This window comes from Actinopolyspora mortivallis, assembly GCF_003001495.1.
Classification (GTDB): Bacteria; Actinomycetota; Actinomycetes; order Mycobacteriales; family Pseudonocardiaceae; genus Actinopolyspora; species Actinopolyspora mortivallis_A.
Genome location: NZ_PVSR01000003.1, coordinates 25357 through 47394, shown reverse-complemented (window position 1 = coordinate 47394; position 22038 = coordinate 25357). Strand labels below are relative to the sequence as shown.

At 67.9% G+C, this 22038-nt stretch carries 22 protein-coding genes, 2 tRNA genes and 1 pseudogene; 16 read left to right on the top strand and 9 right to left on the bottom strand.

The features are described 5' to 3' along the window. Window positions 1-31 precede the first annotated feature (31 nt). Window positions 32-1483, bottom strand: coding sequence for a DHA2 family efflux MFS transporter permease subunit (locus CEP50_RS04010; protein WP_106112568.1), 1452 nt, complete (start codon window positions 1481-1483; stop codon window positions 32-34). A gap of 255 nt (window positions 1484-1738) precedes the next feature. Beyond that, window positions 1739-1810, bottom strand: a tRNA-Gly gene (locus tag CEP50_RS04005). A gap of 120 nt (window positions 1811-1930) precedes the next feature. Between CEP50_RS04005 and CEP50_RS04000 the strand changes: the two genes are divergently transcribed. Beyond that, a tRNA-Pro gene (locus CEP50_RS04000) sits at window positions 1931-2004 on the top strand. Window positions 2005-2060: 56 nt separating this feature from the next. On the opposite strand, the gene CEP50_RS03995 is transcribed toward CEP50_RS04000, so the two are convergent. Beyond that, the gene (locus CEP50_RS03995; protein ID WP_106112567.1) at window positions 2061-2984 is read right to left on the bottom strand and encodes a sucrase ferredoxin; all 924 of its coding nucleotides are present in this window, start codon (window positions 2982-2984) and stop codon (window positions 2061-2063) included. Window positions 2985-3180: 196 nt separating this feature from the next. Between CEP50_RS03995 and tig the strand changes: the two genes are divergently transcribed. The 5 genes from tig to CEP50_RS03970 all read left to right on the top strand — a co-directional run bounded on the left by tig (window position 3181) and on the right by CEP50_RS03970 (window position 8601). After that, window positions 3181-4590, top strand: a complete 1410-nt coding sequence (gene tig / locus CEP50_RS03990; RefSeq protein WP_106112566.1) for a trigger factor — start codon at window positions 3181-3183, stop codon at window positions 4588-4590. Window positions 4591-4996: 406 nt separating this feature from the next. Continuing rightward, a complete protein-coding gene (locus tag CEP50_RS03985; RefSeq protein WP_019855091.1) occupies window positions 4997-5623 on the top strand; it encodes an ATP-dependent Clp protease proteolytic subunit in 627 nt (208 codons plus the stop codon). 49 nt (window positions 5624-5672) lie between these two features. Next, complete coding sequence (locus tag CEP50_RS03980) at window positions 5673-6305, top strand: ATP-dependent Clp protease proteolytic subunit (RefSeq protein WP_106112565.1); 633 nt, start codon at window positions 5673-5675, stop codon at window positions 6303-6305. Between the two features lie 230 nt (window positions 6306-6535). Continuing rightward, window positions 6536-7828 carry an ATP-dependent Clp protease ATP-binding subunit ClpX gene (clpX, locus tag CEP50_RS03975; protein WP_019855089.1) on the top strand — a complete coding sequence of 431 codons (1293 nt, stop codon included), beginning with the start codon at window positions 6536-6538 and terminating at the stop codon, window positions 7826-7828. 143 nt (window positions 7829-7971) lie between these two features. Further along, window positions 7972-8601 (top strand): RBBP9/YdeN family alpha/beta hydrolase, encoded by a 630-nt coding sequence (locus tag CEP50_RS03970; RefSeq protein ID WP_106112564.1) that lies wholly within the window; start codon window positions 7972-7974, stop codon window positions 8599-8601. Here CEP50_RS03970 and fdhD read toward each other — a convergent pair. Next, a complete protein-coding gene (gene fdhD, locus CEP50_RS03965; protein ID WP_106112563.1) occupies window positions 8575-9462 on the bottom strand; it encodes a formate dehydrogenase accessory sulfurtransferase FdhD in 888 nt (295 codons plus the stop codon). The genes CEP50_RS03970 and fdhD overlap by 27 nt on opposite strands. A 244-nt stretch (window positions 9463-9706) precedes the next feature. On the opposite strand from fdhD, the pseudogene CEP50_RS20840 reads away from it, so the two are divergent. Continuing rightward, a pseudogene (locus CEP50_RS20840) lies at window positions 9707-9928 on the top strand (type I restriction-modification system subunit M N-terminal domain-containing protein); the annotation flags it as partial. Between the two features lie 159 nt (window positions 9929-10087). Here the strand turns inward: CEP50_RS20840 and CEP50_RS03955 are convergent. Beyond that, complete coding sequence (locus CEP50_RS03955) at window positions 10088-10549, bottom strand: Imm1 family immunity protein (RefSeq protein ID WP_106112562.1); 462 nt, start codon at window positions 10547-10549, stop codon at window positions 10088-10090. A gap of 231 nt (window positions 10550-10780) precedes the next feature. Further along, window positions 10781-11101 carry a hypothetical protein gene (locus CEP50_RS03945; protein ID WP_146134732.1) on the bottom strand — a complete coding sequence of 107 codons (321 nt, stop codon included), beginning with the start codon at window positions 11099-11101 and terminating at the stop codon, window positions 10781-10783. Window positions 11102-11205: 104 nt separating this feature from the next. On the opposite strand from CEP50_RS03945, the gene CEP50_RS03940 reads away from it, so the two are divergent. From CEP50_RS03940 to CEP50_RS03925, 4 genes are all read left to right on the top strand, one after another. Further along, entirely contained in the window at window positions 11206-12099 is an 894-nt protein-coding gene (locus CEP50_RS03940; protein WP_258174812.1) for a helix-turn-helix domain-containing protein, read from the top strand. A 17-nt stretch (window positions 12100-12116) separates the two neighbouring features. After that, window positions 12117-12335: a DUF397 domain-containing protein gene (locus CEP50_RS03935; RefSeq protein WP_106112558.1), complete on the top strand. Its 219-nt coding sequence runs from the start codon at window positions 12117-12119 to the stop codon at window positions 12333-12335. A 137-nt stretch (window positions 12336-12472) separates the two neighbouring features. Then, window positions 12473-12901, top strand: coding sequence for a hypothetical protein (locus CEP50_RS03930; RefSeq protein ID WP_258174810.1), 429 nt, complete (start codon window positions 12473-12475; stop codon window positions 12899-12901). A gap of 2 nt (window positions 12902-12903) precedes the next feature. Then, window positions 12904-13497 (top strand): DUF3558 domain-containing protein, encoded by a 594-nt coding sequence (locus CEP50_RS03925; RefSeq protein WP_181188203.1) that lies wholly within the window; start codon window positions 12904-12906, stop codon window positions 13495-13497. A gap of 18 nt (window positions 13498-13515) precedes the next feature. Here CEP50_RS03925 and CEP50_RS03920 read toward each other — a convergent pair whose 3' ends face one another. Together CEP50_RS03920 and CEP50_RS03915 are read right to left on the bottom strand one after the other, a co-directional pair. After that, window positions 13516-13848, bottom strand: a complete 333-nt coding sequence (locus CEP50_RS03920; protein WP_106112557.1) for a DUF6247 family protein — start codon at window positions 13846-13848, stop codon at window positions 13516-13518. Between the two features lie 274 nt (window positions 13849-14122). After that, window positions 14123-14800, bottom strand: coding sequence for a maleylpyruvate isomerase family mycothiol-dependent enzyme (locus tag CEP50_RS03915; RefSeq protein ID WP_106112556.1), 678 nt, complete (start codon window positions 14798-14800; stop codon window positions 14123-14125). Between the two features lie 88 nt (window positions 14801-14888). Between CEP50_RS03915 and CEP50_RS03910 the strand changes: the two genes are divergently transcribed. Genes CEP50_RS03910 through CEP50_RS03900 form a run of 3 tightly spaced genes read left to right on the top strand, consistent with a single transcriptional unit; the run spans window position 14889 to window position 19399 of the window. Next, entirely contained in the window at window positions 14889-17537 is a 2649-nt protein-coding gene (locus tag CEP50_RS03910) for a valine--tRNA ligase (protein WP_106112555.1), read from the top strand. Window positions 17538-17594: 57 nt separating this feature from the next. Continuing rightward, window positions 17595-18962, top strand: a complete 1368-nt coding sequence (gene folC, locus CEP50_RS03905) for a bifunctional tetrahydrofolate synthase/dihydrofolate synthase (RefSeq protein WP_106112728.1) — start codon at window positions 17595-17597, stop codon at window positions 18960-18962. After that, window positions 18959-19399 (top strand): DUF4233 domain-containing protein, encoded by a 441-nt coding sequence (locus CEP50_RS03900; protein ID WP_106112554.1) that lies wholly within the window; start codon window positions 18959-18961, stop codon window positions 19397-19399. The genes folC and CEP50_RS03900 overlap by 4 nt, the downstream gene beginning before the upstream one ends. A 121-nt stretch (window positions 19400-19520) precedes the next feature. Here CEP50_RS03900 and CEP50_RS03895 read toward each other — a convergent pair whose 3' ends face one another. Then, a complete protein-coding gene (locus CEP50_RS03895) occupies window positions 19521-20636 on the bottom strand; it encodes a zinc-binding dehydrogenase (protein ID WP_106112553.1) in 1116 nt (371 codons plus the stop codon). Window positions 20637-20888: 252 nt separating this feature from the next. Between CEP50_RS03895 and ndk the strand changes: the two genes are divergently transcribed. Together ndk and CEP50_RS03885 are read left to right on the top strand one after the other, a co-directional pair. Then, entirely contained in the window at window positions 20889-21305 is a 417-nt protein-coding gene (gene ndk, locus CEP50_RS03890; protein ID WP_106112552.1) for a nucleoside-diphosphate kinase, read from the top strand. Then, complete coding sequence (locus CEP50_RS03885; RefSeq protein ID WP_106112551.1) at window positions 21302-21838, top strand: GNAT family N-acetyltransferase; 537 nt, start codon at window positions 21302-21304, stop codon at window positions 21836-21838. Before ndk ends, CEP50_RS03885 begins: the two co-directional genes overlap by 4 nt. Window positions 21839-22038: the final 200 nt, after the last annotated feature.

Genomic DNA, 22038 nt, shown 5'->3' with positions numbered 1-22038 from the left:
TGCCGTCCCGGCGCCGGGTGGGCGGTCACGGTCAGGTGACCGGGGAGCCTCGCCGGTGGTCCGTGTTCCGCCGGTCGAGCGTGGCCGCGGCGTCCCCGTCCCGCACCCGGGAGGTCAGGGCCAGTCCCAGCAGGCCGAACACCACCGGCACGAGGAAGGCCCCGTGGAAGCCGGTCATCCTGGCCTCGGCGAGCGCCCCGGGGTTCCCGGCCAGGCCGCTGGTGGCGGCGTCGGTGAACATGACGAGCGCGCTGGCCACCGTCGCTGTGGCCAGCGCCGTGGCCACCTGGCGGCTCACGTTGAACAGGGAGGTGGCCTGTCCCATGTCCGCGCCCGTGGTCTGCGCGAACGCCGCCGTCTGCAGCGGGGTCATCACCAGTCCCATGGCGCATCCGAGCAGCAGCAGGGAACCGATCAGGGCCCACAGGGGGCTGGACAGTCCCACGAACTGCATGGTGCCCGACGCGGCGACGAGCACCACGAAGCCACCCGCGATCAGCCTCCTGGGACCGACACGCCCGTAGATCCTGCTGACGAGTTGGGTGACCAGCAGCATGGACAGTGCCTGCGGCATGAGCACGGCCCCGGCCTGCAACGCCGAGAACCCCCGCAGGTTCTGCAGATAGAGCGGGACGAGGAACAGCGTTCCGAACATCGCACCCGTCTGGCACAACAGCAGCAGGTTCCCCGTGCCGAAGATCCTGTTGCCGAGCAGGCGCAGTTCCAACATCGGTTCCGTGGTGCTCAGTTCGCGCCAGACGAGCCCGCTCACGAGCACCGCGGCCGCGGCGAGGCAGAGCCACACCACGGGGCTCGCCCATCCGAGTTCGGCGGCTCTGTCCAGTCCGAACAGCAGCGTGGCCAGTCCGGTACCGGCCAACAGGAAACCGGGCAGGTCGAACCCGCCGGGGCGTTTCCCGCGTTCCTCCACGAGGAAGAGCGCCGAGCACAGCAGGGCCAGCGCACCGACGGGAACGTTGATGAAGAAGATCCACCGCCAACTGGCGGCCTCGATCAACGCGCCTCCGAGGACCGGCCCCAGAGCGGGAGCCGCGGTGATCGGGATGGCCAGCACCGCCGAGGCCTTGGCGCGTTCCTGCGCGGGGAAGGCGCGGAACAACATCGCCTGTCCCACGGGAACCAGCATTCCCCCGCCGACTCCCTGCAGGAAACGCGCGGCGATCAGGGTTCCGACACCGGGGGCGGCTCCGCAGATCACCGAAGCCACGGTGAAGGTGGACACCGCGAACTGGAAGGTCCGTTTGCTTCCGAAACGGTCGGAGATCCATCCCGAGGCCGGGATGAACACGGCCAGGCTGATCATGTACGAGGTCAGCACCCACTGCAGGGTTCCCGCGCCGACGTCGAACTGTTCGCCCAGGGTGGCCAGGGCCACGTTCAGGATGGTCATGTCCAGGATCTGCATGACCAGGGCCAGTACGAAGGTGATCCCGACCAGCCACTTGTATTCGAGCCGTCGCAACGGCGCATCGCCTCCGTAAACGTGTCGAGCTGTGCTGCCGCACGGACGGGTCCGGAATTGGATCCGAAGAGTTTTCACCGACAGTGGGCGCGAGTCACCAGGATGGGTGTTCACTCGGTCGATGGCCAGTCGAATTCACGGGTCCGCACGGGGGGTGGCCGCGCCGCGTGGGGCGTTCCGGGCGCGGAGGGAGCGCCCGTGGAACCGACGAAAAACGGTGCCCGCCCCGAGAAGGGCGGGCACCGTCCGAAACCGAGCGGGTGACGGGAATCGAACCCGCATAACCAGCTTGGAAGGCTGGGGCTCTAACCATTGAGCTACACCCGCAGTACGGCCACCATGCTACAGCACGGCGAAGGGGGAAGATCCCCCGGGGGTCCCCGTCGATCGCGGCGACGCTGCTGTCGTACTCTAGCCGACAGCGGTAGGGTCCTGCGAGGACCCCATCGGGGTGTGGCGCAGCTTGGTAGCGCACTCGCTTTGGGTGCGAGGGGCCGTGGGTTCAAATCCCGCCACCCCGACGTTTCCGGCCGGATGTCCCGGGCGAGGACGTCCGGCCTCCGTCGTCACGACGTGCTCAGCTCAGTCGGTGGACCCGTCGTGCCGTCCACGCGCCGATCTCGACGGCCGCCTTGCCGCAGCTGTTCGGGCGCGCCGGGGAGAGCGTCACCTCGTCGAGGTCGACGTGCCAGCTCCGCCCGTCCCGATGCTCCAGGGCCACCCCCTCCGGGGTTCGCGCGCGGACCCGGAGGGCGTCCTCGCCGCGCTCGCCGGTGGCCTCGCGCACCGCCAGCTCCGCCACCTGCGCGGGATGACTCAGCGCGCAACGTCCCCGGCAGTGCGTGGTGGTCACCTTGCCCACGGTCGCGTCCGCCAGCACCGCGTCGACCGTGTGCGGGTCGAGCCGCCCGTAGCCGTATCCGGCGGGCAGCACCACGGCGGTGGGGGCGAAGCGATGCCCGCCGAGATGTGTCGTTTCCCACAGCTGCCCGTCGTGTCTGCCCGCGAGTTGTTCGAGCAACGCCCTGCCCCGCAGGGCGCAGCACCGGTCCCGCCGCCCGTTGGTGCAGACCAGTAGCACCGGTTCCGTGCACGGGCTGCCCCACCCTCCGTGCTCGCCCGCGGCGAACGCGGCGAAGTCGAGGTCCAGCAGCTGCTCGGGGTCGGTCAGCTCCGTGCCGCGCAGCCAGCTCGCCCCGGGGGCCGTGTGCGCCAGATAGACCGTGCGGGAGAACTCCCTGCCCGGGTCGGGATGCCGCCCGGTGCCCCGGATCAGCTGGATGCGCACCCCGTGAGCGGAGGCCCGTTCCGCCAGGCACCTCCCCAACTCCGGGTCCAGGTGACTTCGCAGCAGCGCGTCGTGGCCCCAGGGCCCCGGCTGTTCCAGACACAGCCAGCTCGTGGCCACGGGAGCCGTGCCCGCCATCGGCTCGTCCAACGTCTCGGACCACGCGGCACAGGTGCGCGGTGCGCCCCCGAGCTCCTCCTGCGATTCCTGCACGTCCCCACTCAAGCACGGGCCCGCCGAACTTCGCCCGTTCGGGCGCGTTGGCACCCGGAGGGGCCGTCCGCGAGTTCGGGCCATAGAATCGGAGGTCAGCCCGGCATTGAGGGAGCCCCTCCACGGTGTGTCGTGGGGTTTTCCCTCCGACGGACCAGCCGGGAGTCTTTCAAGAACGTTCGCACGAGGAGACCACGTGAAGAGCACCGTCGAGCACCTGAGCCCGACGCGCGTACGGCTCAACGTCGAGGTGCCGTTCGACGAGCTCAAGCCGAACTTCGACCGCGCGTACAAGGAACTGGCCAAGCAGGTCCGGATCCCTGGCTTTCGTCCCGGCAAGGCTCCGGCCAAGGTGCTGGAGAGCAGGATCGGCCGTGGACCCGTGCTCGACGAGGTCGTCAACGAGGCCGTTCCCTCCAAGTACACGGAGGCCGTCACCAGCAACGAGGTCCAGCCCCTGAGTCGACCGGAGATCGAGGTCACCAACATCGTCGACGGCGAGCAGATCGAGTTCTCCGCCGAGGTCGACGTGCGGCCGGAACTGACCGTTCCCGCTTTCGACGAGCTGGCCGTGAGCGTGGACGACCAGGAGGTCACCGAGCAGGACGTCCAGGAGCAGCTGGACGAACTGCGGGCCCGTTTCGGAACGCTCACCGGGGTGGACCGCCCCGCGGCCAACGGTGACTACGTCAGCATCGATCTTTCGGCCACCGTCGACGGCAAACAGGTCGAGGACGCCCAGACCAGCGGACTGTCCTACGAGATCGGTTCGGGTGAGCTCGTCGAGGGCATCGACGAGGCGTTGATCGGCGCGAGCGCCGGGGAGACCAGGAACTTCACCACCCGCCTCGTCGCCGGCGAGTACGCCGGTCGGGACGCCGAGGTCGAGGTGACGCTGAACTCGGTCAAGGAGCGCCAGCTTCCCGAGGCCGACGACGAGTTCGCCCAGATGGCCAGTGAGTTCGACACCATCGAGGAACTCACCGCGGACCTGCGGCAGCGGCTCGGTCGCGTCAAGCGGATGCAGCAGGGAATGCAGGCCAGGGACAAGGTCCTGGAGGCGCTGCTGGAACGGGTCGAGGTTCCGCTGCCGGAGAGCGTGGTCCAGTCCGAGGTGGAGATGCGCGAGCACGACGCGATCCACCCGTACGACCACGACGAGCAGCGCTTCGCCGAGGCCCTGCAGGAGCAGGGCAAGACCCGGGAGGACTTCGACGCCGAGACGCGGCGCGAGGCCGAGGAGGCGGTCAAGACCCAGCTGGTGTTGGACACCGTCGCCGACCGCGAGGAGATCTCGGTCTCGGACAACGAGCTCACCGAGCGGATCATCTACCAGGCGCAGCAGTCCGGGATCAGCCCGGACCAGTTCATCCAGCAGGTCCAGCAGTCCGGGCAGCTGGGGCGTATCTACTCCGACATCAGGAGGAGCAAGGCCCTGTTCTCGGTCGTCCGCCAGGCCACGGTCACGGACTCCGAGGGCAACACCCTGGACATGGACGAGCTGCTCGGTACCCAGGAGGAGGACCAGGAGCAGCCGGAGCAGGTCGAGGGTGAGACGGCCGACCGGACGGAGGAACAGTCCGAGCAGAGCTCCGCGCAGCAGTGAGCGTGCGCGGTCTGTGAGGTCGAACGACTCCACGGCCGCTCCGGGCTCGTGTGCGGCCGTCCCGGCGGGACGCGGGGACCACGGTCGCTCAGGTGATCCCCGGCGGCCCGGTCGGGACGTCACGAGCGGTTCCCCGGGGGTCCTCGTGGAACGGCTCGGGACGGTCGCCGGGGGTTCGGATCCGCCGCACGTGCGGGTTGACCGGACACCCGAGCGGGCCGCGAGTCAGGACTCCTAAAGCTCTCAGCGAACGTGGGCGGCACCGGGAAGCTGGTGCCGCCCACGTTCGTTAGGGTCGGTTGTAAGGATCACCCGGACTCCGGCACTCCGGTAACGGGCAACACTTTCGGACGGCCCGGTCAGACGACGTGCCTACCGGGTCCATTGTGGAAGAAGGCAGGGAGACGTGACCCAGCAAGAGACTGTTCAGGCGTTCGACGCACAGTCACCGCAGATGAGGACCGGTAGCAACGGGCTCTCGCTCAACGACTCGGTCTACGAGCGGCTGCTGCGGGAACGCATCATCGTCCTCGGCTCGCAGGTGGAGGACAGCATCGCCAACCAGATCTGCTCGCAGATGCTGTTGCTGGCCGCCGAGGACCCCGAACGCGACATCGCCCTCTACATCAACTCTCCCGGTGGTTCGGTTCCCTCCGGGATGGCGATCTACGACACGATGCAGCTCATCAAGCCCGACGTGGCCACGGTGGCGATGGGCTTCGCGGCTTCGATGGGGCAGTTCCTGCTGTCGGCCGGGGCCAAGGGCAAGCGCTTCGCCCTGCCGCACGCGCGGGTGCTGATGCACCAGCCGTCCGCGGGTCTGGGGGGAACGGCTTCGGACATCGCGATCCAGGCCGACGTGTTCTCCAGGCAGAAGCAGGAGATGGCCGAGCTGATCGCGGCCCAGACCGGCCAGACGGTCGAGAAGATCATCGAGGATTCCGACCGCGATCGCTGGTTCACCGCCGACGAGGCGCTCGAGTACGGCTTCGTGGACCACATCGCCAACCGCGCAAACCTGCCGAGCAACTGATCGCTCCGTACAGCGAGCCCTGTCGGCACAGTCACGAGGAGTCACCGCAGTGAGCTCATTCCAGCTCCCCCAATCCCGGTACATGCTGCCGTCGTTCGTGGAGCGCACGACGTACGGCGTCAAGGAGTCGAACCCGTACAACAAGCTGTTCGAGGAACGGATCGTGTTCCTCGGGGTGCAGGTCGACGACGTCTCGGCCAACGACATCATGGCGCAGCTGCTGTACCTGGAGTCCGACGACCCGGACCGGGAGATCCAGGTCTACATCAACTCGCCGGGGGGATCGTTCACCGCCCTGATGGCGATCTACGACACGATGCAGTACGTCCGTCCGGACATCCGGACGGTCTGCCTGGGGCAGGCGGCCTCGGCGGCGGCCGTGCTGCTCGCGGCGGGCACCCCCGGCAAGCGGATGGCCCTGCCGAACTCCCGTGCTCTGCTGCACCAGCCCGCCACCGAGGGCATCTACGGGCAGGTCTCCGACCTGGAGATCCAGTCCAACGAGGTGCAGCGGATGCGTAAACTGATGGAGACGACCCTGTCCAAGCACACGGGCCGTTCCGAGGAGCAGATTCACCGGGACGTCGAGCGGGACCTGATCCTGCCCGCCGAGGACGCCAAGGAGTACGGGGTGATCGACGAGGTCATGCCCTACCGCAAGCTTTCGCAGCAGAAGTCCTGAGGATCTCGACACGCCGAGCACGTCGGGGTGTCGGCGTGCTCGGCCGTGGCGGGGCAGGATGTTGATCAGCTCGACGGATCCGCCGGTGCCCGGAGGGTCGTCCGCGTGGGCGAGCGGGCGAGGAGAACTCCCCGTGCCGGGGACATGGCGGGTACCGTCGGGTGCGGAACCGACGTCGACGACAGGCTAGGCGTGCCGGGCGGTGCGCCGGAGGGGACGAGGTCAGCGGCATGGCACGTATCGGTGACGGCGGCGACCTGCTGAAGTGCTCCTTCTGCGGGAAGAGCCAGAAGCAGGTGAAGAAACTCATCGCCGGCCCCGGCGTGTACATCTGTGACGAGTGCATCGACCTCTGCAACGAGATCATCGAGGAGGAGCTCGCCGAGTCCGGCGAGGTCAAGCTCGACGAGCTTCCCAAACCCGGTGAGATCCACGACTTCCTCGACCAGTACGTCATCGGTCAGGCCAGCGCCAAGCGGAACCTCTCGGTGGCGGTCTACAACCACTACAAGCGGATCCAGGCCGGTGAACACCAGCGGGAGGGCGGCCGCGAGGGCCGCGAGGAGAAGGTCGAGCTGGCCAAGTCGAACATCCTCATGCTCGGCCCCACCGGCTGCGGCAAGACGTACCTGGCGCAGACCCTGGCCAAGATGCTCAACGTCCCGTTCGCCATCGCCGACGCCACGGCGCTGACCGAGGCGGGCTACGTCGGCGAGGACGTGGAGAACATCCTGCTGAAGCTGATCCAGGCCGCCGACTACGACGTCAAACGGGCCGAGACCGGCATCGTCTACATCGACGAGGTGGACAAGATCGCCCGCAAGAGCGAGAACCCGTCGATCACCCGGGACGTGTCCGGGGAGGGCGTGCAGCAGGCCCTGTTGAAGATCCTGGAGGGCACCACCGCCAGTGTCCCGCCGCAGGGCGGACGCAAGCATCCCCACCAGGAGTTCATCCAGATCGACACCACCAACGTGCTGTTCATCGTGGCGGGGGCCTTCGGTGGTCTGGAGGAGATCGTCGAGGACCGGATCGGCAAGCACAGTGTCGGGTTCGGCGCCGAACTGCGCTCCAAGGAGGAGGTCGACTCGGCCGACCACTTCGCGGAGGTGCTGCCGGAGGACCTGATCAAGTACGGTCTCATTCCCGAGTTCATCGGCAGGCTGCCCACGGTGGCCAGTGTCACCAACCTGGACAAGCCCGCCCTGGTGCGGATCCTGACCGAACCGCGCAACGCGCTGGTCAAACAGTACATCCGGCTGTTCGAGCTCGACGGGGTGGAGCTGGAGTTCACCCAGGCGGCGCTGGAGTCCATAGCCGAGCTGGCGATCGCCCGGGGTACGGGTGCCCGGGGGCTGCGGGCGATCCTGGAGGAAGTGCTGCTTCCGGTGATGTACGACATCCCGAGCAGGTCCGATGTGGCCAAGGTGGTCATCACCGAGCAGACCGTTCAGGAGAACGTCAACCCCACGATCGTCGCCCGCCAGAGCAGTCGGCACGAACGCAGGGAGAAGTCCGCCTGACCTCCTCTTCCCCCGCCGGGGTGATCTCCGGCTGATGTGTGCGGCTCCGCGTGTGCTGCCCGTCCGGCCGCCGGGTATCGGCGATCATTGACGCGGTGCGACCGTCGTGATCGTCGATGTTGGGAGGCGGCACCGTGAGCGATATGCGCGTTCTGCTCGTGCACGGATTCGGGGGGTCGGGGCCGTGGCACTGGCAGCAGTGGCTCGACGGACGGTTGGGCGAACTCGGGGTGAGCTGTGATTTTCCCGAGCTGCCGGACCGCGACCATCCGGAGTTGGACACGTGGTTGAGCACGCTGCGGCGGCGGCTGGAACGGGTTCCGGCGGACGCGGAGCTGGTGGTGGCCGCTCACTCGTGCGGTGCCGCTCTCTGGCTGCACCACGCGGCGACGATCGGCGGCAGGGACAGGCGCGCGGACCGGGTGCTGTTGGTGGCCCCTCCGGGGCCGGAGTGGAGCCATCCCGACGTACGCGGCGTCGCGCCGTATCCGGTGGACGCGCACGCTCTCCGGCGTGCGGCGGGAACCACGCGGTTGGTGATCGGTTCCGGTGACCCGTACCTGTCGGTGCAGGACGGTCACTACCTGGCGGAGACCCTGCGGGTGGAGATGGACGTGATCCCGGACGGGGAGCACCTCAACACCGACGCGGGCTACGGCCCGTGGCCCGCCGCGCTGCGTTGGGTGTTGCACGGCACGGCTCCGCTGGCCGACAGGTTCGAGACCGAACCGAACACCTTCGGGGCCTCACCGGGTGCCTTCCGGCTGGTCTGAGGGGGAGCCTCGGGGGACCTCCGAGGGGGTTCCCCCTCCCTCCGAGATCCTTTCGGGGGCGGTGTAGACGTTCATCGAGGAGCCGCGCAGGAAGCCGACCAGCGTGATCCCCTGCTCCTCGGCGAGTTCGGCGGCCAGTGAGGAGGGTGCGGACACCGCGGCCACGAGCGGCACACCGGCCAGGGCCGCCTTCTGCACCAGTTCGAAGGATGCCCGTCCCGAGAGCATGAGCACGGTGCCGCGCAGGGGCACGCTGCCGTCGAGCAGCGCCCGGCCGAGAACCTTGTCGACCGCGTTGTGCCGCCCCACGTCCTCGCGGACGACCAGCGCTTCCCCAGTGGGGGTGAACAGCCCGGCCCCGTGCAGACCGCCGGTGCTGTCGAACACGCGTTGGGCACGGCGCAGCGCCTCGGGAAGCTCGGTGACCGTCTCCGCCCGCACCCGCATCGGGTCCGCCGCCGGCGGGTGGCTGCTGCGCAGCCGTACCGCGTCGAGAGCGGCTTTGCCGCACACCCCGCAGGACGAGGTGGTGTAGAAGTTGCGTTCCACCGAGTTGTCCGGTGGGGCGACGCCCGGAGCCAGGCGCACGTCGAGCACGTTGTAGGTGTTGCGGCCGTCGGGGCCGGGACTGTCACAGTAGCGGGCCCCGGAGATCTGACCGGGGTCGTCGATCACGCTTTCGGTGAGCAGGAACCCGTGGGCCAGTTCCACGTCGTGGCCGGGGGTGCGCATGGTGACGGTCAACGGGGCGCCGTTCAGCCGGATCTCCAGCGGTTCCTCGGCGGCGAGGGTGTCCGGGCGCTCGCGCCCGCCGTGCGGGTCGATGCGCCGTACTCTCCTGCGGACCGTGATCCGTCCCATGTTTCTCCCCGCGCCCGGTGTGGTGGAACCCGCGTAGCACGCCGGCCGTCAGGTTACTCCTCGACGTGGAGGATGCGGTGATCACCGCGCCGAGTGACAGTGCGGTTCGGCTCGTTCACGAAAGCAGAACGTGGTTCTGCGAGCCGTGCCCCGGGAGCCGGCCGGTGTGTGTCGGCAGGAGCGGGAGCGGATTCAAGCGGCCGAGCGTCAGCGGGGGCGTGACGACGAGCAGATCGAGAGGTGACTGAACCGCTCGCTCTCCTACACCGAGTCGTTCTTCGTGTCGGATCCGGCCCGCTGGTTCTGTCTCGCCGACCACGTGCACCCCCGGGTCGGTGACGCGTTGAACACGGCACTGGAACAGCTGGAGGAGTACAATCCCTCGCTGGAGGGGGTGGTCCAGCACGTCGACTTCACTCGGCAGGTGGGTCAGACCAAACTCTCGGGCCAGAAGTTGCGGGATCTGATCCGGCATTTCGGCCAGCTGCGGCTGCGTAACGAGGATTTCGAGTTCTCGGATCTGTTGGGGGCGGCTTACGAGTTCCTGACCGGCGAGTTCGCCGGTATTCCCGGCTACGCGAGGGTGGTCGGTTGGGATCAACGATCCAGGGGCGGCCTCGTGCTTTCAGACGAGTGTTCCCTGTCGCCAGGTCACGCACGTTGGTCGTGTGCCGGTCTCCGCGAATTCGCGGACCGCTCGTGCGACGGTGTCCACCGGAAGGGCGGCGTCGGTGTTGAACCGGCTGCCGCTGTGGGTCGAGTACAGCAGCCCCGGGCTGTGCTCGGAGCCGGAGGATTCCCAGGAGTCGATCGTCGTCCCGTCGGTCCAGATGTAGTTGAGCGCGCCGAGGCCGTCGTGTGGTTGGACGCTGACGTGTAGCCATCCGAGCGGAAGCTGCTGCTCGTCCTCATCCTCCTCGCTGTCCACGTCGCCGGGATACAGGTCCGCGATGACGTGGGGATCCTCCACGGTTCCGACCGGACAGTCCTCGGGTCCCGACAGCAGCTTTTCGACTACGCGTTCGAGCTCGTCGGACGTTCCGGCGACGAGCCGGGTGGGAACACGCTCGACGAATACGCTGATCATGTCGCATCGACCCCCTGAATCACCGTCGGTTCCGTTCGTACTGCTTCGTACGTAAGCTGCGTCCGATCAGGAGGGACTTTCGGTCGATGCGCCCGCCCACTGGACAGTTCTGGCCGTACAGCGATGGTTGGCGGTGAACCAGCCCGGCGATCTCCGCTGTTCCGGAGTCGTCGGGCGGTCCAGCGTCTCCGTGGGGGTGGGCTTCGACGTGGAAGACGCTTCCGCCGGACTTCACTCGATCCGATTGGTTTCTTCGGGCCAGGCGAGCACGACGTCGCGGATGATGCCGAACATGCGTTGTGCGGCCTCGGCCGAGCCGCAGTGGGCCAGCACGTGACCGTCGGCGCGGAACACGTTGGCACTCCCACCCACTTCCACGCCCCAGGCGAACAGCTCCAGCTCCTCGGTCTCGGGGTCGGTTCTCTCCAGCAGGGCGAACACGCGGGGCCGGTGTGTGCAGTAGAGAGCCGCATCCAGGGCGGTGATCCCACTGGCGTCCTCCGTGGACACGTTCGTGTCCGGGGGCGTTGTCTCGTTCGGTCCTGCTCGCATCGCTGCCTCCCGCTGTATGTAACTTTGCGACTACTTGGTGCAATAACCAGAGTCTTGGTGGACAGTCCAATTAGTCAACTGGACTGTCCAATATTCATGCGAATGTGCGAATCGGGAGGCGTTGGGCTGTGTCGGACGGTGGTTCGGTCGTACGGCGTTGGCAACTTGCCGCCGCTCTCAAAGCGCTACGCGAGGATGCTGGTATCAGGCAGGAGCGGGCAGTGGAGTTGTTGAAGCGCGGTCCTGGGCGTTGGTCGCGTTCCAAGTTGTCTCGGATCGAGAACCGGGAGCACACACTCAAACCCCGGGAGGTGGAGCAGATTCTCGATGCCTACGGCGTGACCGATGTGAACGCCCGTGACGAGTTGGTTCAACTGGCCAACGAGTCTGCTGAGCAGGGGTGGTGGGTCAGCTTCAACAGCGAACTTCCGGAAGACCTGCGTCCGCTGCTGAGTATCGAGAGCGGTCTCGTCGCCATGCGTGACTTTCAGAACCAGCTCATCCATGGTCTGCTTCAGACCAGTGACTATGCTCGGGCGCTCATCAACGCGGTCAATCCGGGGATGTTCACCCCGGAGGAAGTGGAGCGCAGGATCGCGGCTCGCATGACGCGCCAGCAGGTCGTTTACAGCGACGATCCACCGCGTATGCACTTCATCATGGATCAAGGGATTCTGGAACGCCCTCTTGGAACACCGAGGGTCATGCGGGATCAACTGTGCCGCTTGCTCGAACTCACCGAGCATCCGAACATCACCATTCAGGTGCTCTCCAAGAGCAGCCACGCTGGTCCCGGCTTGGAAGGACCGTTCTCGATCCTCACGTTGCCTGATCCGATACCGGACATCGGCTACACAGAGGGTCCCGCGGGTAGTGTGTACATCGAAGAGCGCGAACATGTCCGTACGTGCACGCTGCGGTTCGGTGTGTTGACGGAGTTGGCACTGTCACCGGCAGAGTCGGTGGCGGAAATCGACCGAGCAATGAAAGCCTACTGATCCTTGAAGGTTTCGAGATGAGTACGCAGCGCAAGTTAGAGGCTCTTACTTGGCGTAGAAGCAGCTACACCACCGGAGGAAGCAACGGCGGTACCACCTGCGTCGAGGTCGCCTTCGGTGAGGGTTTCGCCGCCGTGCGGGACTCGAAGGACCCCGCTGGTGGGGTCCTGACCACTTCCCGTTCTGCCTGGAAGTCCTTCTTGGACGCGGTGTGTGCGGATCACCGTCGGCATTGACCCGGGGGTACACCGGGGGAGAGGCGGGGTCGGACCGTGAGCGGGGACACCGTGCTCGACGAGCGGTTCGACAGTCCTGGCCCACGGACACGGCGTGATGTGTCAGGATCACGAAAGTGTGAACTACCCACACGTTCGTGAAGGGAGCGCTGGCGATGGGGAAGTACATGAGCCCGGAGGAGATGCTTCGGCTGGGCTTGATAATGACCCCGTTCAACCCAGTCACAGGGGCAGCCATGATCACGGCCGGAACCGTGGACGGGAACCAGACCTTCGAGGTGCACCCGGACATGCTGCCTCGACTGCTCGCTGGGCTGGACCGGGTGCGGGATGAATATGCGCAGGCTCAACAGCTTGCCCAGCGGCTTTCTTATGTACAGCCGCCTGCTTATGACGAGGTGACCAAACAGATCACCAAAAGCATCGCTCAGCGTGCTCAGGGTGGGGAGAACAGTCTGTTCGACACGGCCGAAGGCATGATCAAGTGGATCGACGACTTCAAGGCCGCCGTGCAGCAGGCGATCACGGACACCGAACGTGTCGAGGAAGCCAACAGGATGGCCTGATCGTGATATCGTATCGTAGTATTCGCGCGCTGTTGGCCGTGGTGGGGTTGTTCACGGTGGCTTCCTGTGCCGTCGGGGATCCCTCCGAGGGTGTGAAGGATGGTTCCGGCGGTGCGACCGCGGACAGTTCTGAGACTCCTTCCGGGGATCCCTTCGCCGTCCCCCGAGCGCTGGATCTGTCCGCTGTCTCCGATCCGTGCGAGTTGCTCACCCAACAGCAGGTTCAGCGCCTCGGAGCGGGCCGGTCTCAAGCGGACGGGAAGTCCCCGTGGGGAGAAGACCAGTGCAGATGGCGTAACCAGCGAATGAACTTCAGTATCGCGCCCGACACGACACAGCCCGAAGGGCTCGAGTTCGCTGCTTTCACGAACACCGAAGACGGGAAACCCACACACGAAGTGAACGGTTACCCCGCTGTGAGCCCGAAAGCCACTGACCTGACTTGCACTACCTTCGTAGGCGTTTCCAAGAGGGACGTCGTCTCGGTTTCGTACACGGTCGGCACGGACGGCAGAAACGATCCGAGGTATTCGGAACCGTGTGCCATGTCGGACAGGATCGCGGGCATGGTGCTGGACAACCTGCCCGCTGAGTAGCTCAGGGGCACGGTCGGTTCAGTGTCGGGCCTCGGGAGGTTCCACGGCACCGTGGTCCTCCTCCACCGGTTCGGAGAGGGTCCGGTGCAGGTCGGGGTCGGCGTGTACGGCCGCCGTGGCACGCCACTCCCGGATCGTTTGGGCGAGTACGTTCCATCGTTCGAGTTCGGCCGCTGTCTCGAAGGTCCTGGTGAACTCGGTCGCGAACCGCTGACGTTCCTCCTCTGGGAGGACGTCGGTCCAAGGGAAGGTCTCCTCGAGCACCTCGGTGATTCCGGCCGAGTCCAGCTGGTGAAGCATGCTCCGCATCGCTCTCGCCTCCGTGGCCGCGCCTTCGGTGCCCGCCGTCATGTCTTCCTCCCTCAGAAGCAGTAAGGGGGTACGTCCCCTCCGGCGAACTCGAAGGTTCCCTGTTCGGCTCGTTCCGCCACAGAACGAGGATCACGTTGCAGCTCACTCCACTGGACTTCGGTAGTCACACTCGAATTAAGAACTAGTTCTGAACTCGGGGCAAGTCGGCATCACGAGGGGTCCGCAGGACCGGCCTGTGAATCCCGCTGGTCGGTTCGCGCGAGGGAAACGTTCGTGGGGGATCCGGGCGCCGTGGCCGTAGCCCGGGCACGGCTCACGGCCACGGTCCCAGCTCGGGCAGCGGACCGTCGCCGTCGGGGAGCCGCTGCGGGGTGCGCCCGGCCATCCAGCACGCGATCGCACGGCACGAACCCGTGATCCTCCGGATGGGGGAGTCACCGAGCTGCCAGGTCCGCCCGAGTTCCTCGGGGGCGAGCACCACCCCGGCGCCCTCCAGACGCGGCAGCAGGAAGTCGATCGCGTGCTCGCAGAACTCCGGCGTCCAGTTCTGTTCGGTGTGGTCGAGATCGAGGTCGAGCGTGTGGATCTCCAGTTCGCGCCAGCGGCACAGCACCAGGTCCGCCACGGTGCCGTCGCGGAAACGCACCGGACGCTGCCAGTCCCGCTCGGCCACCGAGTCCCAGACGATCTCCAGCTGGGCCTGTGAGGTCGCCAACTGCTGCACCAGCGCGATGCTCTCCTGGGCCGCGTCGCGCTCGATCGCCTCGTCCCGGTCCCCGCCCGGATAGGGGTCGACGAGCTCCCCCCGGCCTGCGGCGCTGGTCATGTTCGCCAGGGCGATGGCGTTGTTCGCCAGATGGGCCACCACGTGTGCGCGGGACCAGCCCGGCAGTCGGGAGTCCGCGCGGAACTCGGCGGGTTCCAGTTCGCTGACCAGGTCCAACAGGGTGTGGTGGCCGTCCCTCACCCGGTCGAGAACAGTGTCGTCCATGGTTCGCGAGCCGCCTTCCCACACTCGGATCCGCCGTTGAGGCCTAGCACCGTACAAGGATGCCCGAAGCGGTTCGTAGAATCCCGGTGTGACACAGACCAGCCCAGCACAGCGCCGTGAACTTCCGTCGACCTGGAACCCGGCCGACGTAGAGGCCGAGCTGTACCAACGCTGGGTGGATGCCGGCTACTTCGAGGCTGACGCGAACAGCGACCGCCCGCCGTTCTCGATCGTCATCCCCCCGCCGAACGTCACGGGAAGCCTGCACATCGGCCACGCGTTCGAGCACACGCTGATGGACCTGCTCACGCGTCGCCGGCGGATGCAGGGCTACGAGGCCCTGTGGCTGCCGGGCATGGACCACGCCAGCATCGCGGTCCAGGCCCTGGTGGAACGCCAGCTGCAGGAGGAGGGCATCGACCACCGTGAGCTCGGCCGGGAAGGCTTCCTGGAACGGGTGTGGCAGTGGAAGGAACAGCACGGGGGAGCGATCCTGTCCCAGATGCGCCGTCTCGGGGACGGCGTGGACTGGTCCCGCGAGCGTTTCACCATGGACGCGGGGCTGTCCCGGGCCGTGAACACGATGTTCAAGCGGCTCTACGAGGACGGGCTGATCTACCGTGCCGAACAGCTGGTCAACTGGTCGCCGAACATGCGCACCGCGATCTCGGACATCGAGGTCGAGCACCGCGAGGTCGAGGGCGAGCTCGTCACGATGCGCTACGGCGACGGGGACTCCGCTCTCGAGGTCGCCACCACCCGCGTCGAAACCATGCTCGGTGACACCGCGGTCGCGGTACACCCCGAGGACGACCGGTACAAGCACTTGGTCGGCACCGAGATCGAACTTCCGCTGACGGGCCGGACGATCCCCGTCATCGCCGACGAACACGTGGATCCCGAGTTCGGCAGCGGTGCCGTGAAGGTCACCCCCGCCCACGACCCCAACGACTTCGAGATCGGACGCCGGCACGACCTGCCGATGCCGACGATCATGGACGAGCGGGGGCGTATCGCGGACACCGGCACCCGGTTCGACGGGATGGACCGGTTCGAGGCCCGCGAGGCGGTGCGGGAGGCCCTGCGGGAGCAGGGGCGCATCGTCGCGGAGAAACGCCCCTACGTGCACAGCGTCGGGCACAGCTCCCGGTCGAAGGAGCCGATCGAGCCCAGGCTGTCCATGCAGTGGTTCATCAGGGTGGGGCCGCTGGCCAAGGCGGCCGGGGACGCCGTGCGTGACGGACGGGTGGAGGTGCACCCGCCCGAACTGGCCAAGCGCTACTTCGACTGGATCGACAACCTGCACGACTGGGCGATCTCCCGGCAGATGTGGTGGGGCCACCGCATCCCGATCTGGTACGGCCCGAACGGGGAGGTCGTCTGCGTCGGACCGGACGAGGAACCGCCCACCGGGGAGGGCTGGCACCAGGACGAGGACGTGCTGGACACGTGGTTCTCCTCCGGGCTGTGGCCGTTCTCCACGATGGGCTGGCCCGACGACACGGCCGACCTGCGCAGGTTCTACCCGACCAGCGTGCTCGTCACCGGCTACGACATCCTGTTCTTCTGGGTCGCGCGGATGATGATGCTCGGCCTGTACGGGATGTCCGACCGCTCGCCGGAGGAGGCGGTGCCGTTCCGCAGGATCGCGCTGCACGGCATCGTCCGGGACAAGCACGGCAAGAAGATGTCGAAGTCCTCCGGCAACACCGTCGACCCGCTGCAGTGGATCGACACCTACGGCACCGACGCCGTGCGCTTCACCCTTGCCAGGGGCGCCAACCCCGGTGCCGACGCCCCCATGAGCGACGAGTGGGTCGCCGGGGCACGCAGTTTCGTGACCAAGCTGTTCAACGCGACCAGGTTCGCGCTGGGCAAGGAGGCCTTCGCTCCCGAACGGCTTCCGGACCGCGCCGAACTCACCGACGCGGACCGGTGGATCCTCGACCGGTGCGACGCGTTGGTCACCGAGGTGGACGAGCTGCTGGAGGACTTCCAGTTCGCCAAGACGGTGGAGGCGCTGTACCACTTCACCTGGGACGAGTTCTGCGACTGGTACGTGGAGCTGTCCAAGGTCCAGCTCGACGAGGGCGGTCGGCGTGCCGAGCACACCAGGGCCGTGCTGGGGCGCGTGCTCGACGTGCTGCTCCGCCTGCTGCACCCGATCACCCCCTTCGTCACCGAGGTGCTGTGGACGGCGCTGACGGGACGGGAGTCGGTCGTCGTCGCCGAGTGGCCGGTTCCCACCGGGGAACCGGCGGACGCCGCCGCGGCGGGGCGGATCGACGCGTTCCGTCGTCTGGTCACCGAGATCCGCCGTTTCCGGGCCGACCAGGGGGTCAAACCGAACCAGCGGGTGGCCGCCGACCTGGAGGGATTGGAGACGGTGGGTCTCGTCGAGCACCTGCCCGCCATCCGTTCCCTGGCCAGGCTCGAGGCGCCCGGCGAGGGCTTCAACGCCTCCTCCTCCATGCGGGTGGGGCTGGCCGACGGCGAGGTCACCGTGGGGATCGACCTCTCCGGGGCCGTGGACGTCGCCGCCGAGCGCAAGCGCCTCACCAAGGACCTGGAGGCGGCCCGCAAGGAACTGGACGGCACCGAGAAGAAACTGAACAACCCGTCGTTCACCGAGAAGGCTCCGGCCGAGGTCGTGGACAAGATCCGGTCGCGCAGGGAGACGGCGCTCGCCGAGATCGAGCGCATCAACACCCGACTGGAGTCACTTCCGGAGTCGTGAGCGTGTCGCGGTGCGGGGGCCCGCGCGGTTCCCGCACCCGGGAGGAGAGTGTTGTACGTGGCCGACTCCGAACCCTCCGAGCTGCGCGAGCTGCGGGTCGTCGAGTCCGAGCTCAACGAGCGCTGGCCGGAGACCAGGATCGAGCCCTCGCTGGACCGGATCCGGGCGTTGACCGACCTGCTGGCCGAGCCCCAGCGGGGATACCCGGTGGTGCACGTCGCCGGGACGAACGGCAAGTCCTCCACGGCGCGCATGATCGACGCCCTGCTGAGCAGGATCGGTCTGCGCGTGGGGCGTTACAGCAGCCCGCATCTGCAACTGGTCACCGAGCGGATCAACATCGACGGGGGGCCGATCAGCCCCGAGTCCTACGTCGAGGCCTACCGGGACATCGCCCCCTACGTGTCCATCGTGGACTCGAACAGCGAGGTCCCGATGAGCAAGTTCGAGGTGCTGACCGGGATGGCCTTCGCGGCCTTCGCCGAAGCGCCCGTGGAGGCGGCCGTGCTCGAGGTCGGACTCGGGGGCAGCTGGGACGCGACCAACGTGGCCGACGCCCAGGTGGCCGTGCTGTGCCCGGTCTCGCTGGACCACGCCGAGTACCTCGGCTCCGACATCGCGGGCATCGCCGCGGAGAAGGCCGGCATCATCAAGAAGGACTCCGTGGTCGTGATGGCCTCCCAGAGCGAGGAGGCCCAGGAGCCCATCCTGCGCAGGGTCGCCGAGATGGACGCCACCGTCGCCCGTCAGGGTCACGAGTTCGGGGTGCTGGAGCGCTCCGTCGCGGTCGGCGGCCAGATGCTGCGGTTGCAGGGACTGGGCGGCATCTACGAGGACGTCTTCCTGCCGGTGCACGGCGAACACCAGGCCCACAACGCGGCCCTGGCGCTCGCCTCGGTCGAGGCGTTCTTCGGTGCGGGGGCCGAACGGCAGCTCGACATCGAACAGGTGCGGGAGGCCTTCGCGGGGATGGTCACCCCCGGCCGGCTGGAGCGGGTGCGCACGGCCCCCACGGTGCTGGTGGACGCCGCGCACAACCCCCACGGGGCGCGGGCACTGGCCGACGCGGTCAGCGCCGAGTTCTCCTTCCGTAAACTGGTCGGCGTGGTCGGGGTGATGAGTGACAAGGACGCCCGGGGCATCCTCACCGAACTGGAACAGGTGGTGGAGGAGCTCGTGGTCACGCGCAACTCCTCGCCGCGTTCCACGGCCCCCGAGGAACTCGCGAGTCTGGCCGAGGAGCTGTTCGGCAGGGAACGGGTGCACGTGGAGCCCAGGTTGGACGACGCGGTGGCCTCGGCGATCACCCTCGCCGAGCAGACCACCGACCCGAACGAGTCCCTCTCCGGTGCGGGCATCGTGATCACGGGTTCGGTGGTCACGGCCGGGGAGGCCCGCGCCCTGTTCGGCAAGGAGCCCTCGTGACCTCCTCCGACGGAAGGGATCGGGGACTGCCGCAGGCCCCGCCCGACGTCCGCGACCCGTGGAAGGGGCTGCGCGGGGTCATGGCGGGCACCCTGGTGCTGGAGTTCGTGGTGTTCGGTCTGGCACTGCCGGTGGTCTGGCAGCTCGGTTCGGGCGTCGGCAGCGTCGGTTTCGCCGTGGTGGCCGTGCTGACCGTGCTGTTGTTGCTGGCCGGGTTCGTGCAGCGGCGCCGGTGGGGCCTCGGCGTGGCCCTGGCGTTGCAGCTCGCGCTGATCGGGTGTTTCGCGGTGCACCCGGCGATCGGGATCATGGGGCTGCTCTTCGCCGGTGTCTGGGGCTACATCCTGTATCTGCGCCACGACGTCGCCACCCGGATGCGGGAGGGCAGGTTGGCCGACCAGCTCGGTCATCCGCCCGGTCATCCGCCCCGGAGGTGAGTCCTCCCCCGCGTTCCCGACCAACGGGCTCACCCGCGCGGGTCGCGAGGGCGAGGCGGCGGAGAGAAGCCCGCTGGTCCTCGCCCTCGCGGTCGTCGCGGCGAACACGGCCCGCGAGGGTTCACCCCGAGTGCCGAGCCACGTCGATGACCGCCCGCCCCCGGATCTCCCCGCGGTCCAGCGCGCCGAAGGCCTCGTTCACCTCGTCCAGGGAGTAGTGCCTGCTCACCGTGTCCTGCGGCCGCAGCAGGCCACGGGCGACCAGGTCCAGCAGCACCGGCATGTCCCGGCGCGGCTTGGCTCCGTAGGAGCCCTGCACCCGCAGTTTGCGCCGGGCGATCGTGGCCAGGTTCAGCTCCCCGGTAGAGCCGGGTGGGGCGATGCCCACCACCACGACCTGCCCCCCTTCGACCACCGAGTCCCTGGCGATCTCGAAGGTGGTGGTCGATCCCAGCGCCTCGAAGGCCACGTCGACGCCACGCCCCCGGGTGTGCTCCCGGATCGCCTCGGCGGGGTCCGGGACCTCGGCGGAGTTCACGGTGGCCGTGGCACCCAGGCGCACGGCCGCGTCCAGTTTCTCCGTGCCGATGTCCACCGCGATGATCTCGGAGGCGCCGAACACGCGGGCCAGCTGGATCAGGGCGGAGCCCACGCCTCCGGCGGCGATCACGGCCACCGTGTCCCCCACCCGGATGTCCGCGGCGTGGCGCAGCGCGCCGTAGGCCGTCATGGTCGAACACCCCACCGCGGCGACGTCGGAGAGCTCCACCCCCTCGGGCACCCGGTACACCGAGGTGGCGGGGGTGACCACCCGCTCGGCCAGCCCGCCCATCGAGTACATCCACACCGGGGTGCCGTCCGGGAAGGACAACCTGCTCCGACCGTCGTAGAGCTGTCCCTTCGCTCGGTTGTGGGCGAAGAACTCCAGACAGATTTCCTCGTTGCCCGCCGCGCACTGAGCGCACCTTCCGCAGGGCATGATGAAGCTCGTGACCACCCGGTCACCGGGGGAGAGCCCGCTGACCGCGCGCCCTGTTCCGGCGACCACCCCGGCCACCTCGTGCCCGAGCACGGCAGGCGTGGGGAAGGGCAGTTCACCCTTGTTGACGTGCAGGTCCGAATGACAGGCCCCGCACGAGGTGACCTCGACGAGCACCTCGTCGTCGGCGGGATCGGCGTGTTCGACGTTCTCCAGCCGCAACGGTTCGTTGGGGGCGGTGTGCACGGCGGCGCGCATGGGTGAGCTCCTCCCACTCGGACGACAGACCAGCCGGTCGGTACGTTGCCGCCGAAGTTATCGCGCGACCCCGCCGCGTAACAGACTTGACAGCCGAACCGCCGGCGGGGCGGGTCCCGGAGGCGCGGAGATCCGGCGGCGGCGGTGCCCCCAGCGGGGTGGGCGGGAGTGTGGCGAATACCCTTGACCGGAAGAAGAACCGGACTAGTCCGACCGGGTCCGCGGTGACCCCGGATTCCAAGGAGAAACCCGTTGAGCGAGCGCACACTCGTCCTCGTCAAGCCAGATGGTGTGGAGCGGGGGCTGATCGGTGAGGTGATCAGTCGGATCGAGCGCAAGGGGCTCAGGCTCGTCGCCCTCGAGATGCGGCACGTCGACCGGAAGCTCGCCGAGCAGCACTACGCCGAGCACGACGGCAAGCCCTTCTTCGAGTCCCTGCTGGAGTTCATCACCTCCGGCCCGGTGGTCGCCGCGGTCGTGGAGGGGCCGAAGGCCGTCGCCGCGTTCCGCCAGATCGCCGGTGGCACCGACCCGGTGGAGAAGGCGGACGCGGGCAGCCTGCGGGGCGACTACGGCCTGGAGGTGCAGTACAACCTCGTGCACGGCTCCGACTCCCCCGAATCGGCAGAACGCGAACTCAAACTCTGGTTCCCGGATCTCCAGGCATGAGCGACGAGGAATTCATCACCGGACCGCACCGTGTGGACCAGCCGCACCCCGATCTTCCCCGGGCCCTGGCGGACCTGCTCGGTCGGGTGACCGTCGCCGGTGGGATCACGGGGTTCACGGCCGACACCGAGCTGGAGACGCTCACCGCCACCGCGCAGCGGATCGTCGACGACACCTCCGCGAGCCCGAAGCGGCGGCACGTGTTGACGGCGGGCAAGCAGCACACCCTCGCCGGAGCGGTGGTGCTGCGCCTCGGTGAGTTCCCGGTGGAACAGCACCGTGCCGAACTCGACTGGTTGCTGGTCGATCCCGAGGTCTCCGAGAGTGACGTCGCCGGGAAGCTGTTGGACGCCGCCGAGTCCCACGCCACGGCGCTCGGACTCACCCAGTTGACGCTGCGCGTCGGTGCCGACGGCCGTGCGGAACGGTTCTACACCGACCGGGGCTGGGTCGAGCGCGGACGCTGGCCCCGGGCACGGTACGCGGGTGACGGCGAGTACCGCGACGAGATCTGGTTGACCCGTGACCTGTGACCGACCGGTCCCCGGGCGCACGGTTCGTGCCCCGGGGACGAGTTCGTGGGCGGGTGTGCGGTGAGCACCGGTCCCGGTGGCGCCGTCCCCTGACCGAACGGTCGGGTAGACGGTGCGTCGCCGGTTGCCGAAACCGAACACTCGAAAGTGCCCACGTCGCCCTGCTGCCCGTATCCGCTCGTTACGCTGGGGAATGTGCC